10 protein-coding genes and 3 tRNA genes are annotated in these 13,180 nt (G+C 74.0%); 5 read left to right on the top strand and 8 right to left on the bottom strand.

The features are described from left to right. The first annotated feature begins 8 nt into the window (after nucleotides 1-8). From ACIP64_RS13795 to ACIP64_RS13815, 5 genes are all read left to right on the top strand, one after another. A tRNA-Ser gene (locus tag ACIP64_RS13795) sits at nucleotides 9-80 on the top strand. Nucleotides 81-101: 21 nt separating this feature from the next. Next, nucleotides 102-173 (top strand) — tRNA-Asp (locus ACIP64_RS13800). 10 nt (nucleotides 174-183) lie between these two features. After that, nucleotides 184-256 (top strand) — tRNA-Glu (locus ACIP64_RS13805). A 29-nt stretch (nucleotides 257-285) separates the two neighbouring features. Then, complete coding sequence (locus ACIP64_RS13810) at nucleotides 286-1,656, top strand: SDR family NAD(P)-dependent oxidoreductase (protein ID WP_401585306.1); 1,371 nt, start codon at nucleotides 286-288, stop codon at nucleotides 1,654-1,656. 1 nt (nucleotide 1,657) lies between these two features. Further along, nucleotides 1,658-2,836, top strand: a complete 1,179-nt coding sequence (locus ACIP64_RS13815; protein WP_401585308.1) for a ribonuclease inhibitor — start codon at nucleotides 1,658-1,660, stop codon at nucleotides 2,834-2,836. Between the two features lie 18 nt (nucleotides 2,837-2,854). On the opposite strand, the gene ACIP64_RS13820 is transcribed toward ACIP64_RS13815, so the two are convergent. The 8 genes from ACIP64_RS13820 to ACIP64_RS13855 all read right to left on the bottom strand — a co-directional run bounded on the left by ACIP64_RS13820 (nucleotide 2,855) and on the right by ACIP64_RS13855 (nucleotide 13,158). Further along, complete coding sequence (locus tag ACIP64_RS13820) at nucleotides 2,855-4,714, bottom strand: AAA family ATPase (RefSeq protein WP_401585311.1); 1,860 nt, start codon at nucleotides 4,712-4,714, stop codon at nucleotides 2,855-2,857. Beyond that, entirely contained in the window at nucleotides 4,711-6,120 is a 1,410-nt protein-coding gene (locus tag ACIP64_RS13825; RefSeq protein WP_401585313.1) for a hypothetical protein, read from the bottom strand. The genes ACIP64_RS13820 and ACIP64_RS13825 overlap by 4 nt, the downstream gene beginning before the upstream one ends. 90 nt (nucleotides 6,121-6,210) lie before the next feature. Continuing rightward, nucleotides 6,211-7,065 carry a hypothetical protein gene (locus ACIP64_RS13830; RefSeq protein WP_401585316.1) on the bottom strand — a complete coding sequence of 285 codons (855 nt, stop codon included), beginning with the start codon at nucleotides 7,063-7,065 and terminating at the stop codon, nucleotides 6,211-6,213. A gap of 37 nt (nucleotides 7,066-7,102) precedes the next feature. After that, the gene (locus tag ACIP64_RS13835) at nucleotides 7,103-7,696 is read right to left on the bottom strand and encodes a TetR/AcrR family transcriptional regulator (protein WP_401585319.1); all 594 of its coding nucleotides are present in this window, start codon (nucleotides 7,694-7,696) and stop codon (nucleotides 7,103-7,105) included. A gap of 8 nt (nucleotides 7,697-7,704) precedes the next feature. Then, nucleotides 7,705-8,451 (bottom strand): enoyl-CoA hydratase family protein, encoded by a 747-nt coding sequence (locus ACIP64_RS13840; protein WP_401585321.1) that lies wholly within the window; start codon nucleotides 8,449-8,451, stop codon nucleotides 7,705-7,707. Continuing rightward, a complete protein-coding gene (locus ACIP64_RS13845) occupies nucleotides 8,451-10,037 on the bottom strand; it encodes a 4-coumarate--CoA ligase family protein (protein ID WP_401585324.1) in 1,587 nt (528 codons plus the stop codon). The genes ACIP64_RS13840 and ACIP64_RS13845 overlap by 1 nt, the downstream gene beginning before the upstream one ends. Before the next feature lie 29 nt (nucleotides 10,038-10,066). Beyond that, nucleotides 10,067-11,269 (bottom strand): acyl-CoA dehydrogenase family protein, encoded by a 1,203-nt coding sequence (locus tag ACIP64_RS13850; RefSeq protein WP_401585327.1) that lies wholly within the window; start codon nucleotides 11,267-11,269, stop codon nucleotides 10,067-10,069. Then, nucleotides 11,266-13,158: a biotin carboxylase N-terminal domain-containing protein gene (locus ACIP64_RS13855; RefSeq protein WP_401585330.1), complete on the bottom strand. Its 1,893-nt coding sequence runs from the start codon at nucleotides 13,156-13,158 to the stop codon at nucleotides 11,266-11,268. Before ACIP64_RS13855 ends, ACIP64_RS13850 begins: the two co-directional genes overlap by 4 nt. Nucleotides 13,159-13,180 lie beyond the last annotated feature (22 nt).

Raw genomic sequence — 13,180 nt, forward strand, 5'->3', positions numbered from 1 at the left:
GTCCGCGCGGGTCTGTAGCGCAGAGGCAGGCGCACCGCCTTGCTCAGGCGAACACGCCGGTTCGATTCCGGCCGGACCCCCGATAGGATCATCGGCAATGCCCGGACGTAGCGCAGAGGCAGGCGCGCCGCCCTGTCAAGGCGGAGACGCCGGTTCGATTCCGGCCGTCCGGGCAGTCCGCACGGGTCCGTAGCGCAGAGGCAGGCGCACCGCCCCCTCAAGGGCGGAGACGCCGGTTCGAATCCGGCCGGATCCATCTCAGGGAAACACGAACGGGCGGGCGCAGTGGGGGAGACCGGCGGGGACGGGGCCGTCATCGGCGAGGCCGAACTCGCCGCGTTCGACGCGGTGGTGGGCAGACTGCGCGCGCTGCCGGTCGACGACCCGGTACGGCTGCGCGCCGAGCAGGTCGCCGCCTCGTTCACGCGGGACGGGCGGCTGCGCCGCCGCAGGACCCGGCGCGAGGAACGGAGCGCCGCGGACGCCGAGGTCGTCGCGGCCACCGCCACCGGAGCCCTGGCCCGGCGCGAGGACGCGCCCCTGGACACGGACGACGCCGGCCCCGCGGGGGAGTTCACCCGGCCGCGCCGCTGCTACGTGTGCAAGGCGCACTACCGGCAGGCGGACGCCTTCTACCACCTGCTGTGTCCGGACTGCGCCGCCGACAACTCCGCCCACCGCCGGGCGCGCACGGACCTCACCGGGTGCCGGGCGCTGCTCACCGGCGGACGGGTCAAGATCGGCTTCCAGCTGGCCCTGATGATGCTGCGCGACGGTGCCGAACTCCTGGTCACCAGCCGCTTCCCGCAGGACACCGCCCGCCGGTTCGGCGCCGCCCCCGGCAGTGCGGACTGGCTGCACCGCCTGACCGTCGTCGCCGTCGACCTGCGCGACCCGCGCCAGGTCGTCGGCCTGTGCGAACGGCTGCGGGAGACCGGCGAGCCGCTGGACATCCTGGTCAACAACGCGGCGCAGACCGTGCGCAGACCGCCCGCCGCCTACGCCGCCCTCACCGCGGGGGAGTGGCTGCCGCTGCCGGCCGGGCCGCGGCCCCGAGCGGTGCTGACCGCCCCCGGATTCGGCGCGGCCCCCGCCCTGCCCGCCGCGAGCGGCCCGGTGGCCGAACTGGTGCTGGCCGAGACCGACGAGGCCGGTCTGCTGCCCGACACCGCGCCGCGCAACTCCTGGTCGGCCGAGCTCGGCGGGCTCGACCCGGCCGAGCTCCTGGAGACCCAGCTCGTCAACGCCGTCGCCCCCGCGCTGCTGTGCGACCGGCTGCTGCCGCTGCTGCTCGCCTCGCCCCGGCCGCGCCGCTACGTCGTCAACGTCACCGCTGTTGAGGGCCGCTTCGCGGTCCGCAACAAGACGGCCGGCCACCCGCACACCAACATGGCCAAGGCCGCCCTCAACATGCTCACCCGCACCAGCGGTCCGGCCCTGGCCGGGCACGGGGTCCACATGTGCAGCGTCGACACCGGCTGGATCACCGACGAGAATCCGCATCCGAAGAAGCACCGGCTCGCCGGCGCCGGCTTCCGTACCCCGCTGGACATCGTGGACGGCGCGGCACGCGTCTACGACCCGATCGTGCGCGGCGAGGCCGGGCACCCGGTGTCCGGCGTGTTCCTCAAGGACTACCGGGAAGCCGAGTGGTGACATGACGGACGACCAGCAGCCGCACGCGGGCGTCCCTGAGGTCGTGCCGCGTCCGCGCACCGACCTGGAACCCCTGCTGGGCTGGCTGCGCGGCGGCGAAGCCGTGGCGCGGCGAACCGACTTCGAGGCCGGGACCGCCCTGCCCGACGGCCGGCTCGACCTGTGCAAACAGGCACTCGGCGCCGAAGGTGCCGCGGCCGTCGCCGAGGCGCTGCGCCAGGCCCCGGCCACCGGCGCCGTCCGCCACTTGCTGCTCGGCACCGACGGGCTCGGCGACGCGGGCGCCGCCGCCGTCGCCGAACGCACCGCGGGCACCGGCGTGGAGACGCTCTACCTCGGCTGCAACGGGATCACCGCGGGCGGCGCCTGCACCATCGCCGACAGCCTGCGGGCCTCGCCGCAGGCGGTCACCGGGGTGTGGCTCAAGCGCAATCCGCTCGGGCCGGGCGGCGGGCCGGCAGCGGCCGGACTCGTGGAGGCGGCGCGCTCGCTGCGCACCCTGGACCTGGTGCAGACCGGTCTGGACGTCGCGGGGCTGGCGGTCCTGGTGGACGCGTTGCTCGTCGCCGCCGGGGGCGGGCGGGGCATGGAGCGGCTCTTCGTCGGCGGCAACACGCTGGGGCCGGCAGGGGCGGCCGTGCTCGCCGACCTGATCACCCGGGGCGTGATCGGCGAACTGTACGTCTCCGCGGCGCGCCTGGGCGACGAGGGCGGCCTGATCCTCGCCGAGGCGTTGCGCCGGGCACCCCACGGCAGGCTCACCCGGCTGTCCGCGGCGAGCAACGGCATCGGCCCGCGGGGCACCGCGGCGCTGGTCGCCGCCGCGGCCGCCGCCGGCGTTGAACTGCTGGACCTGGGCCGGGTGCGCGCCGCCGCCGTCCTCGGTGCCGCGGACAACCGCGTCGACACCGGGGCCGCCGAGGCCATCGCCGCCGCCCTGGCCGCCGCGCCGCACCGGCTCGGCCACCTCGTCCTGGCCAACACCGGCATGCGCAGCCGCGAGGCGCACCGCCTGCTCGACGCGGCGCCCGGCGCGGCCACTCCCACCCGCTACGTGCTCGGCAAGGGTGTCGCGACCAGCGTCCGGCAGCGTCTCGACGCGCTCAGCGCCCACCTGCCCCACCCCGCCGTTCCCGACGCCGTGGCCGCCGTCCGCAGCGTCCACCGCACGCCCCGCTGAGCCCCGCCTGCCGGCACGTCAGCGGGGTATGCGGGCGAACGTCTCGATCCAGAAGCGCTGCGCGTCCTCCGGGGCACCGACGAGATAGGTCGAGCGCAGCTTCGGCGGCAGCAGGGCCACCAGCCGGGTCACGACCTTGCGGTAGCGCTTGAGCTGCGACAACTCGGCGTTGGCGATGACCTGGTGGACGAGGTCGCTGTCGTTGTTGCCCTCGCCGGACTCCTCGCGGGCACCGCGCAGCCGCGCCTCCCAGCCCTCGACGTCCTCCGCCAGTTCGCGCAGCCCGGTCACCTGACGCCACGCCAGCCGGTCCACCAGCGCGGTGAGCGGCACCGGCGCGTACTCCCCGTCGCCGAGGTAGACCGTCGCCATCTCCAGCGGCAGACCGCGCTGATGGAGCTTGATCAGCCGCTCGATGGTGCGCTTGGTGATCCACGCGCGCCCGTCCTCGTCGATGTCGTGCTTCCACCACTCCAGCACGGTCTCCGCGACCGCGCCGTAGCGGGAGATCAGCCACTCGTTGGCGGGGATGTCGCCCGGCTCGACCGTCAGGGACGCGGTGAACCGGGTGGCCTGGGCGATGTTGTTCCGCGACACGAGCAGCTTGCGGCCCAGGTGGTAGGGCGGGTTCTGCACGGCGATCTGCGCCCGCAGGTTCTGGATCGGGCGACCGGCCAGCGACCACTCCTGCGTGATCTCCATCAGTTTGGCGAAGGCCGCCTTGTCCTTCGGCCGGTTGTACTCGTCCCAGACGACGGCCTTCGGCTCGGCCCCGGTGAAGACCGCCGCCAGCAGGTTCTCCAGCGACCCGTCCCGGCCCGGGATGGGCGCGCACAGGTCCTCGACGTTGGTGACCGGCAGCGAGAAGTAGAGCGGGTCGCGGCCAAGCCCCTCGCGCAGCGTCTCGCGCACCAGCTCGGTCTTGCCGCAGCCGGGCGGCCCCTGGAGCAGCACCGTCCACCGGTTGCGCAGCGCCGCGCGCACCACGGAGCGCACCGGGTCCGGGACCGTCGCCGGGTTGGGGACGCCGAGCGCCTTGGCGATCCGGTTCAGGATCTCGGCCGTCCGGTCGGGTCCGGGAGTGCCGTCGGCCCGCGGCTCGGCCAGCCGCAGCCGCTCCCCGTTGAGCAGCGGCAGCCCCCAGCGCAACGGGAACCCCTCGCGCGCGTTGGCCAGGATGTGGTCGAGGGTGCGCGGGGACAGCAGCTCGCGGACCGCGGGGCCCAGGGACGCCCACACACCGAAGACCCCGGACAGGTCGCGGTCCCGGTACTTCGCGGCCAGCTTCGTCCGCCAGGACGTGTCGTTGGCGGTGACGCGGACGGTGACCATGCGGTCCAGCAGCGCCAGGTCGCCGCGCCGGCTCGCGGTCTCCGCCAGCGACTCGTTGTCGCTGAGGAACACCCCGATGCAGCCGAGCGCCCGCAGGTCGTACTCACCGAGCGTCCAGTTGCAGGCGATCTGCATCAGCTGCGACTGGATCGTCTCGCCCGCCTGCAGCGAGTCGTCGATGAGCAGCACGAACGGCCGCCCCGGCTTCAGCTGGCTCATCACCAGCTGACGCAGCACCAGGTCGCCGGTCTCCTGGTCGCGGACGGGCGCGTTCGCCAGCAGGTCGTCCGGGGTGAGGTTGGCGGCGGGGACGAAGACCAGCTCGGTGTCGGGGTACGCCTCGGCGATGTGGGAGAAGAACGTCGAGGTCTTGCCGATGCCGTGCTCGCCGAAGACCTGACCGGTCTGCCGCATGTCGATCATCGCGTCGATGAAGGACTCCAGGCGCGACCGGCCGGTCCAGCCCTCGGGCGGCCCGGGATACGTGGCATTGGCCCGCCACGGCCGGGGGCCGGCCGTGGCGGTCGCCGCGGTGGTGGTGGTCATGTCGCTCCTGTCGTGACGCGGTGGCAGGCCATGGGCGGGGTGTGGCCGTCTGGCCAGTCGTCGCCGCCCTGGGTGATCAGCCAGATCCATTTGTCCGGTTCGGCCGGCGTGATGTGCGGGGCGAAGCCGTCGGTCAGCACGATCACGGCGTCCGGACGCTCCTCGAAGCGGCGGCCCCGCACTTCCGTGCGTCCCTCCACGTAGTCGGCGACGGCCTGGAAGCTTGTGCCCCCGCCGCCGTAGACCCGCTCGCCCGGCGCGAAGGGCATCACGACGCCGTCGAAGGACAGCCAGTGCGCCTCCACACCCTCGATGCGGCCCACGAGTTCGGTCAGCCACGCCACGACGGAGGCCGGCATGGACCCCGAGGTGTCGTAGGCCACGACGAGCACCTTGTCGCGCACCGGACCGCGCCGCGACAGCATCGGGTCGTGCCCGAGCGCGGCCAGCAGGGCGCCGCGCTTCTTCGGGTACACCAGCCGCTCGCCCTCGCGCAGCTTCGAGGCGACCACGTCGACCAGCCACCGCTGCCACCAGTCGACCTGCCGCGTCCGCACGGTCTCGCCGCGCAGCGCGCCGGCCCCCAGGTTCCCCCACAGCCGCGAGGTGCGCTCCGAAGCGTCCTGGGTGCGGTCCATGAGGTCGAGCAGTTCGCGCTCCGCGCCGGTGTGGCCGCGGCGTGCCGCCAGCAGGGAGTTGAGCAGGGCCGAGGACACCATCCCGTCGACGGTCTCCTGGTCCGCCGGCACTCCGGGCCCGTCCATGTGCACACACCACGCCGCGACCGCCGGCACCGGCGGGCGGGCCATCCGCTTGAGCTCGGTGTAGACGCTCATGTCGGTCGCGGTGAACTCCTCGTAGGGCAGCGGCGTCAGCCCTTGCTCCCGCAGGTCGCCCTCGTACGCGGCGTGGACGGCGCGGGGGTCGACGCCGGTCGGCTCGCCGTCGAGCAGCGGCAGCGTGTCGCGCTCCAGCCGGACCATCGCGACGTGGTTGATGGACACCTCGGCGGCCAGGGCGAAGACCGGGTCGTCCCGCAGCTCCTGCTCGGTGAACAGATGCCGCTGCACTACGTGCCGCGACTCGTGGAAGAGGACGAACTTCACCCCCTCCAGGCCGAGCCCCACGAAGAAGTCCGGGTTGAACAGCAGCAGGATCGTGCCGTCCCCGGAGGCGACCACGGCCGCCGTGTCCACCGCCGTCGTAGGGATCTGGTGCCGGCACTTGGCGTACAGCCAGGACGCGACCGCGGACTGCGTCAGGCCGAAGTCCAGCAGCGCCGCCTCCTTCAGCCGCCGGGCCTCCGCCACGACCTCCGGATCCGCCGGACGCCAGCGCTCCAGCGCCCGCCGGTCGTCGAGCCCGACGGTGAGCCGTCGCGCGGCTGTGCCTGCCCCGTACGCCATGACCGCCCCCCGTGCACGACCTCGGCACCCCCCCCGGATGCCCCTGTGATCAGTGGTACCAGAGCCCACCGACAACGGGCCATCGACTTCTCACGCGGCGTCGCCCGCGATCGCCCGCGCCGTCGTCACCAGCTCCGGCACCGTCCCCGTGAACGTCGGCAGCAACTGTGCGAGCACGGCCCAGGCCTCGGTGTTGCCGCCCAGCTCCGCCCGGACGAGGGGCCGCAGCGCCGCGTGAGCCTCGGCGAGGCGGCCGGGGAACGCCCAGCGGCCCATCGCCAGGACCGACAGGGCCTGCGGCGCCGGCCGCGTCGTCGTCGCGTACGCCGCCGGGCCGTCCACGATGCCCGCGGTCCTGAGCCGATGCGTGAACTTGCGGTGCGTGCCGAACCGCGCGCGCACCTCCGGCGGGCAGTCGGGCCGGACGGACAGCGCCCAGCGGGCGTAGCCGGGCAGCGGCCGGACGGCGTCCGCGGCGGCCACCACCGGCCAGTCCTCGCGCCCCACCATGCGCGCGGCGACGCGCCCCTGCCCCATCGACCCCACCTCGCGCAGTACGGCCGTCAGTTCCTCGGGACCGGACGCCAGGCGAACCTCCGGCGGAGCGAACCGTGACAGGGCCCTGTCGACCTTGACAGGCCGGGTGCGGCCGGGGCCTTGAGGGACGCCGCGGAGGATGTCGTGCCGTACCCGGTCGTCGATCCGGGCATGCTCGTAGACCAGCACATTGACGTCCGGATCGTCCTGCTGGAGCATCCACCACACCACCGAGGAAGGCAGGTCCCGCAGGCCGTACTGCCATCCGTAGCCCTTCGGGGGCCGGCCGCCCGCCGAAGGGTCCTCCTCCGGGAGGCCCGTGCGCAGACGTATCCGCGCCGCCTGCTCCCGGTCCACCAACGCCAGCAGGAAGCCCAGTCCGCCGGTCTGATCCACCTCGATCGCCATGCCGGGATCGTCCCACCGGCCACCGACAGCGGGCGAGTCAAAAACCGCCGCGCAACGCCCCGTCCAGGACCGTCGACCACTGGCGGACGATGCCCGCGCGGCGGGCGCTGTCGTCGCTGAGCAGATGGGCCAGTCCCAGGCCGCGGGCCATGTCCAAAGTGGCCTGGACGGTCTCGCGCACACCCGGCACGGACTCGTCGGCGCCCAGCATCTCCACCGCCAGACGGTGCGCCTCACGGCCGATCCGGGCCTCCAGGGCCCCGACGCGCGGCCGCAGTTGCTCCTCGTTGGCCGCCGCGACCCACAGGTGCAGCGCGGCACGGAAGATCGGGCCGGTGTAGAGGTCGACGACCAGCTCGACCACGGCGCGCGTGCGCGGGACGCCCTGGTCCGGCAGTTCGAGCGCCCGCTCGCGCAGCGCCGTCAGCCACTGCTCGGAGACGAACCCGATCGCCCCGGTGAACAGGTCCTCCCGGGTGGGGAAGTGGTGCTGCGCCGCGCCCCGGGAGACCCCGGCGTGCTCGGCGACGACGGCGACCGTGCTGCCCGCCCAGCCGCGATCGGCCAGGCAGGCGACGGCCGCCTCCAGCAGCCGCTGCCGGGTGGCGCGGCTGCGGTCCTGCTTGGGCACCCGGGCGCTCACAACGCCCACGGCGCCGCCCGCCGTTCGAGAAGGGCCCGCATCCCTTCGGCGGCCTCGGGGGAGCCGAACAGCCGTGCCGAGCGCTCTGCCAGTGCGTCCGCGTCCCGGTCGAAGGCCCGCAGCACCTCCGCCGAGGTCAGCGCCTTGGACTCCGCCAGCCCTTGGGGCGAGCCGGCGCGCAGGCCCGCGAGGATGCCGTCCAGCGCCTCCTCGGGCGCCGTGACCAGGCCGATGCGTACGGCCTCCGCCGCGTCGAAGACCTCTCCGGTGAGGTAGTAGCGGGCCGCGGCCCTCGCGTCGAGGCGCGGCAGCACCGTCAGCGAGATCACGGCGGGCGCGAGGCCGAGCCGCGCCTCGGTGAAGGCGAAACCGGCCCCCGGGCCCGCCACCGACAGGTCGCACGCCGCGAGCAGCCCGAGGCCGCCCGCGCGCACATGGCCGGTCACCTTGGCCACGACCGGCTTGGGCAGCTCCACGACCGACCGCAGCAGCGCGACCATCCGGCGCGGGCCCTCCGGGGACGTCGCCCCCTTCAGGTCCGCCCCGGCGCAGAAGGTGCCGCCGGTGTGCGTCAGCAGCACCGCGCGGGTCGCCGGGTCCTTGCCGGCCCGCGCGAGCGCGTCGGACAGTTCGTCCACCATGCGCGCGGAGAGCGCGTTGCGGTTGGCGGGGGAGTCCAGGGTGAGCGTGGTGATCCCCCGCTCGTACGCGGCGCGCACCACGGGTGCCGTTTCGCCGGCCATCAACTGCCGCCCCTTTCGCGGGCGCGGAGTTCGCGCCGCAGGATCTTTCCGCTCGCGGCACGCGGTATCGCGTCGGTGAACTCCACCCGCCGCACCTTCTTGTACGGGGCGACCTGTGCCGCCACGTGCGCCATCACGTCGTCCTCGGTGAGGGGGCCGCCCTGCTGCGGGACGACGTACGCCTTGGGGATCTCGTTGCCGTCCTCGTCCAGGACGCCGATGACGGCCGCGTCGGCGACCCGGGGATCGGTGAGCAGCACCGCCTCCAGCTCGGCCGGCGGCACCTGGTAGCCCTTGTACTTGATCAGTTCCTTGACCCGGTCGACCACATGGAGCCAGCCGCCCTCGTCGACCCGTCCGACGTCGCCGGTGTGCAGCCAGCCGTCCTCGTCGACGATCGCGGCCGTCTCGTCGGGCCGCCCCAGGTAGCCCTTCATCACCTGGGGGCCGCGGATGTGGATCTCCCCGGTGCCGTCCGCCCCGGTGCCCGCCTCGCCGTCCAGCGGGACGATGCGCATCTCGGTGCTGGGGACGAGCCTGCCGACCGTCCCCGCGGGCGCGTCCCGCACGTCCAGCGGCACCACATGGGTGCCCGGCGACAGCTCCGTCATCCCGTACGCCTGGAGGAGGGGCGGCAGCCCGAGCCGCTCCGAGCAGGCCCGCGCCAAATCGGCGTCCAAGGGCGCGGCCGAGCACAGCACGTACTCCAGGGAGCTCAGATCGTGCCCCGCCACCGCCGGGTGCTTGGCAAGAGCCAGCACAATGGGCGGGGCCACGTACAGGCCCTGCACCTGGTGCGTCTCGATGGCGGTGAGGAACTGCTCCAGGTCGAAGCGCGGCAGCACGACGACGGTCGAGCCCTTGCGCAGGGGGACGTTCATCAGCGCGGTCAGGCCGTAGATGTGGAAGAACGGCAGCACCGCGAGGATGCGGTGGCCGGGCTCGGAGGCCAGCATCGGGTCGAGCTGGGCCAGGTTCGTCGCGATGTTGCGGTGGGTCAGCATCACGCCCTTGGGGACGCCGGTCGTGCCCGAGGAGTACGGGAGCGCCGCCAGGTCCTCGGCCGGGTCGAAGGAGACCTGGGGCTCGGGCGCGGTGGAGGCGAGGAACTCCAGCACCGAGCGGTGCCCTTCGGCGGTGTCGCAGACGAAGATCTCCCGGGCGCCGCCCGCCTGTTCCGCCGCCTTGCGGGCGGTCTCCAGCAGCGGCGAGACGGTCACGATCCACGCGGCGCCGCTGTCGCGCAGCTGCCGCGCGAACTCCTCGGCAGTGGCGAGCGGATGCACCGTGGTGACGGCCGCCCCGGCGCGCGTGGCCCCGTAGAAGACCGGCGGATAGGCGACGGTGTTGGGGCTGTGCAGCGCCAGGACGTCACCTTTGCGCAGCCCGGCCTCCGCCAGGGCGGCGGCGATGCGCCGTGTGAAGGCGTCGAGCTGCGCATAGGTGAGGGTCGTGCCGTCCACGCCGTCGATCAGCGCGGGCCGTTCGCCGAACTCGGCGGCCCGGCCGAGCACGGCCTCGTGGATCGGCAGGTCGACGGCGGGAACCGCGGGGTACTCGCTGTGGAACACGGCCGGCTGTGCCATGACCGCTCCCCCTCCTCGGTAGGACGTGCTCAGTAGGACTTGGGCAGGCCCAGCGTGTGGTGCGAGACGTAGTTGAGGATCATCTCCCGGCTGACGGGCGCGATGCGGCCCACACGCGACGCCGTGAGCATCGACGCCAGACCGTACTCGGTGGTGAGGCCGTTGCCCCCCAGCGTGTGCACGGCCTGGTCCACCGCCCTCGCGCCCGCCTCTGCGGCGGCGTACTTCGCCATGTTGGCGGCCTCGCCCGCGGCCGCGTCGTCCCCGGCGTCGTAGAGGAAGGCGGCCTTCTGCATCATCAGGCGGGCCAGTTCGAGTTCGATGTGCGCCTGCGCCAGAGGGTGGGCGATCGCCTGATGCGCTCCGATGGGCGCCTGCCACACCTGCCGTGTGCGGGCGTAGTCGACAGCCTTCTCCAGCGCGTGCCGGCCCATGCCGATCGAGAAGGCGGCGGTCATCACGCGTTCGGGGTTGAGCCCCGCGAAGAGCTGGAGCAGGCCCGCGTCCTCGTCGCCCACCAGGGACTCGGCCGGCAGCCGCACATCGTCCAGGAAGAGCTGGAACTGCTTCTCCGGGGCCGTCAGTTCCATCTCGATCTGCCGGAACTCGAAGCCCGGGGTATCGCGCGGGACGACGAACAGGCAGGGCTTCAGCCGGCCCGTGCGGGCGTCCTCGGTGCGGCCCACGACGAGCGTGGCGTCCGCGATGTCGACGCCGGACACGAAGACCTTGCGCCCGGTGAGCAGCCAGTCCGAGCCGTCGCGGCGCGCGGTGGTGGTCAGCCGGTGCGAGTTGGAGCCCGCGTCGGGCTCGGTGATGCCGAAGGCCATGCGGACGGACCCGTCGGCCAGCCCCGGCAGCCACTGCCGCTTCTGCTCCTCGGTGCCGAAGCGCGCGATCACCGTGCCGCAGATCGCGGGGGAGACGATGAGCAGCAGCAGCGGGCAGCCCGCAGCGCCCAGCTCCTCCAGGACGATGGCCAGTTCGGCCAGCCCGCCGCCCCCGCCGCCGTACTCCTCCGGCAGGTTGACGCCGAGGTAGCCGAGGGCGGCCGCCTCCTGCCACAGCTCGTCGGTGTGCTTGCCCTCGCGGGCGGCGGCGGCGAAGTAGCCGCGCCCATAGCGGCGCCCGAGATCGGAGACCGCCTTGCGCAGGGCGCGCCGTTCCTCGCTCTCCACCAGGGCGTTGTCAAAGGTGCCTGCCGGTCCGCTCGCAGCGGTGATCCCGCTCATGCCGAGCCCTCCTCCTGAACGACGGCGAGTACGGTCCCGACGTCGACCTGGCGGCCGACCTCGGCGTGCAGTGCGGTGAGCACGCCGTCCGCCGGGGCGGCGACGCGGTGCTCCATCTTCATGGCCTCCAGCCACAGCAGCTGCTGACCGGCCGCCACCTTGTCGCCGACCGCCACCTCGGCGATCCGGACGACCGTGCCCGGCATCGGCGCCAGCAGTGAGCCCGGCGCGATCCTGTCCACGGGATCGGGGAAGCGCGGCAGCGCGGTCAAGCGGTGCCCTCCCGTGGGACTGTCGACGTGCACCTCGGCCCCGTACGCGGTGACCTCGAAGGCCCGGCGGATGCCGGAGACCTCCAGGACGACCTCGTGCGCGGCCGCGGACAGCAGCCGCACGTCCGGGTGGCCCTCGGCGGTCAGGCCGCCGCGTCCGAGGCGGTAGCGGACCTCGTGCTCCGTCCCGTCGGGCTCGGCGCGGTACGTCTTGCGCTGCGGTGCCGACGGCACATTGCGCCAGCCGCCCAAGGCGTGCCGTCCGGACGCGTCGGCCAGCGCGGCGGCCAGCGCGGCAAGACGCACCGTGCCGGGGTCGGCGGGGGCGGCCGGGCCGAGCCGTCCGAGGAACGCCGTGGACAGCCGCCCGGCCGCGAAGTCCGGGTCGCGCAGCACCCGCACGAGCAGGTCGCGGTTGGTGACCAGGCCGTGCACGCGGGCCCGTTCCAGGGCGCCGGCGAGCTGCCGCAGGGCCCGTTCGCGGGTGGGGGCGTGGACGATCACCTTGGCGAGCATCGCGTCGTAGTGCACGCCGACGCGGTCCCCGTCCGTGAAGCCGGCGTCCACGCGCAGCCCGGGCATCGCGGGCAGCGCGAACCGGTGCAGGACGCCGGTCTGCGGCTGCCAGTCGCGCGCCGGGTCCTCCGCGTACAGGCGGGCCTCCACGGCGTGCCCCGTAGGGCGCGGGGGAGTGGCCGGCAACCGGCCGCCCTCGGCGATGTCCAGTTGCAGGGCGACGAGGTCGACCCCGAAGACGCACTCGGTCACGGGGTGCTCCACCTGGAGGCGGGTGTTCATCTCCAGGAAGTACGGGCGGCCGTCCGCGGAGACCAGGAACTCCACCGTCCCCGCGCCGGTGTAGTCGATGGCCCGCGTCGCCGCCTCGGCGGCCTCGTGCAGGGTGCGGCGCAGCCCGTCGCCGATGCCGGGGGCCGGGGTCTCCTCGACCACCTTCTGGTGGCGGCGCTGCACCGAGCAGTCGCGCTCGCCCAGCGTCCACACGGTGCCGTGCGCGTCCGCCAGCACCTGGACCTCGATGTGGCGGCCGTCCTCGACGTACGGCTCCAGGAAGACCTCGTCGTCGCCGAACGCGGACAGCGCCTCGGCGCGGGCGGCGGCCATCTCCGCTTCTAGGGCGGCGGCTTCGCGTACGACGCGCATGCCGCGTCCGCCGCCGCCGGCGGCCGCCTTGACCAGGAGCGGCAGGTCGTCGGGACCGGCCTCCAGCACCGGGACACCGGCGGCGGCCATCAGGCGCTTGGCGCGGGTCTTCGAGCCCATCGCCTCGATGGCCTCCGGGGCCGGGCCGATCCAGGTGAGGCCCGCGGCGATCACGGCCCGGGCGAACTCGGCGTTCTCCGACAGGAATCCGTAACCAGGGTGCACGGCGTCGGCACCGGCCGCCAGGGCGGCCTTCACGATCAGGTCGCCGCGCAGATAGGTGTCGGCCGGGGCATCGCCCGGCAGGCGCACGGCGGCGTCGGCCTCCCGTACGTGCGCCGCCCCCGCGTCCGCGTCCGAGTGCACGGCGACCGTGGCGATGCCCAGGTCGCGGCAGGTGCGGAAGACGCGGCGGGCGATCTCGCCGCGATTGGCCACCAGCACTGATGCGATCACGGTCACGCTGCCCCTCACATCA

It is taken from the genome of Streptomyces sp. NPDC088733 (genome assembly GCF_044751185.1).
Classification (GTDB): domain Bacteria; phylum Actinomycetota; class Actinomycetes; order Streptomycetales; family Streptomycetaceae; genus Actinacidiphila.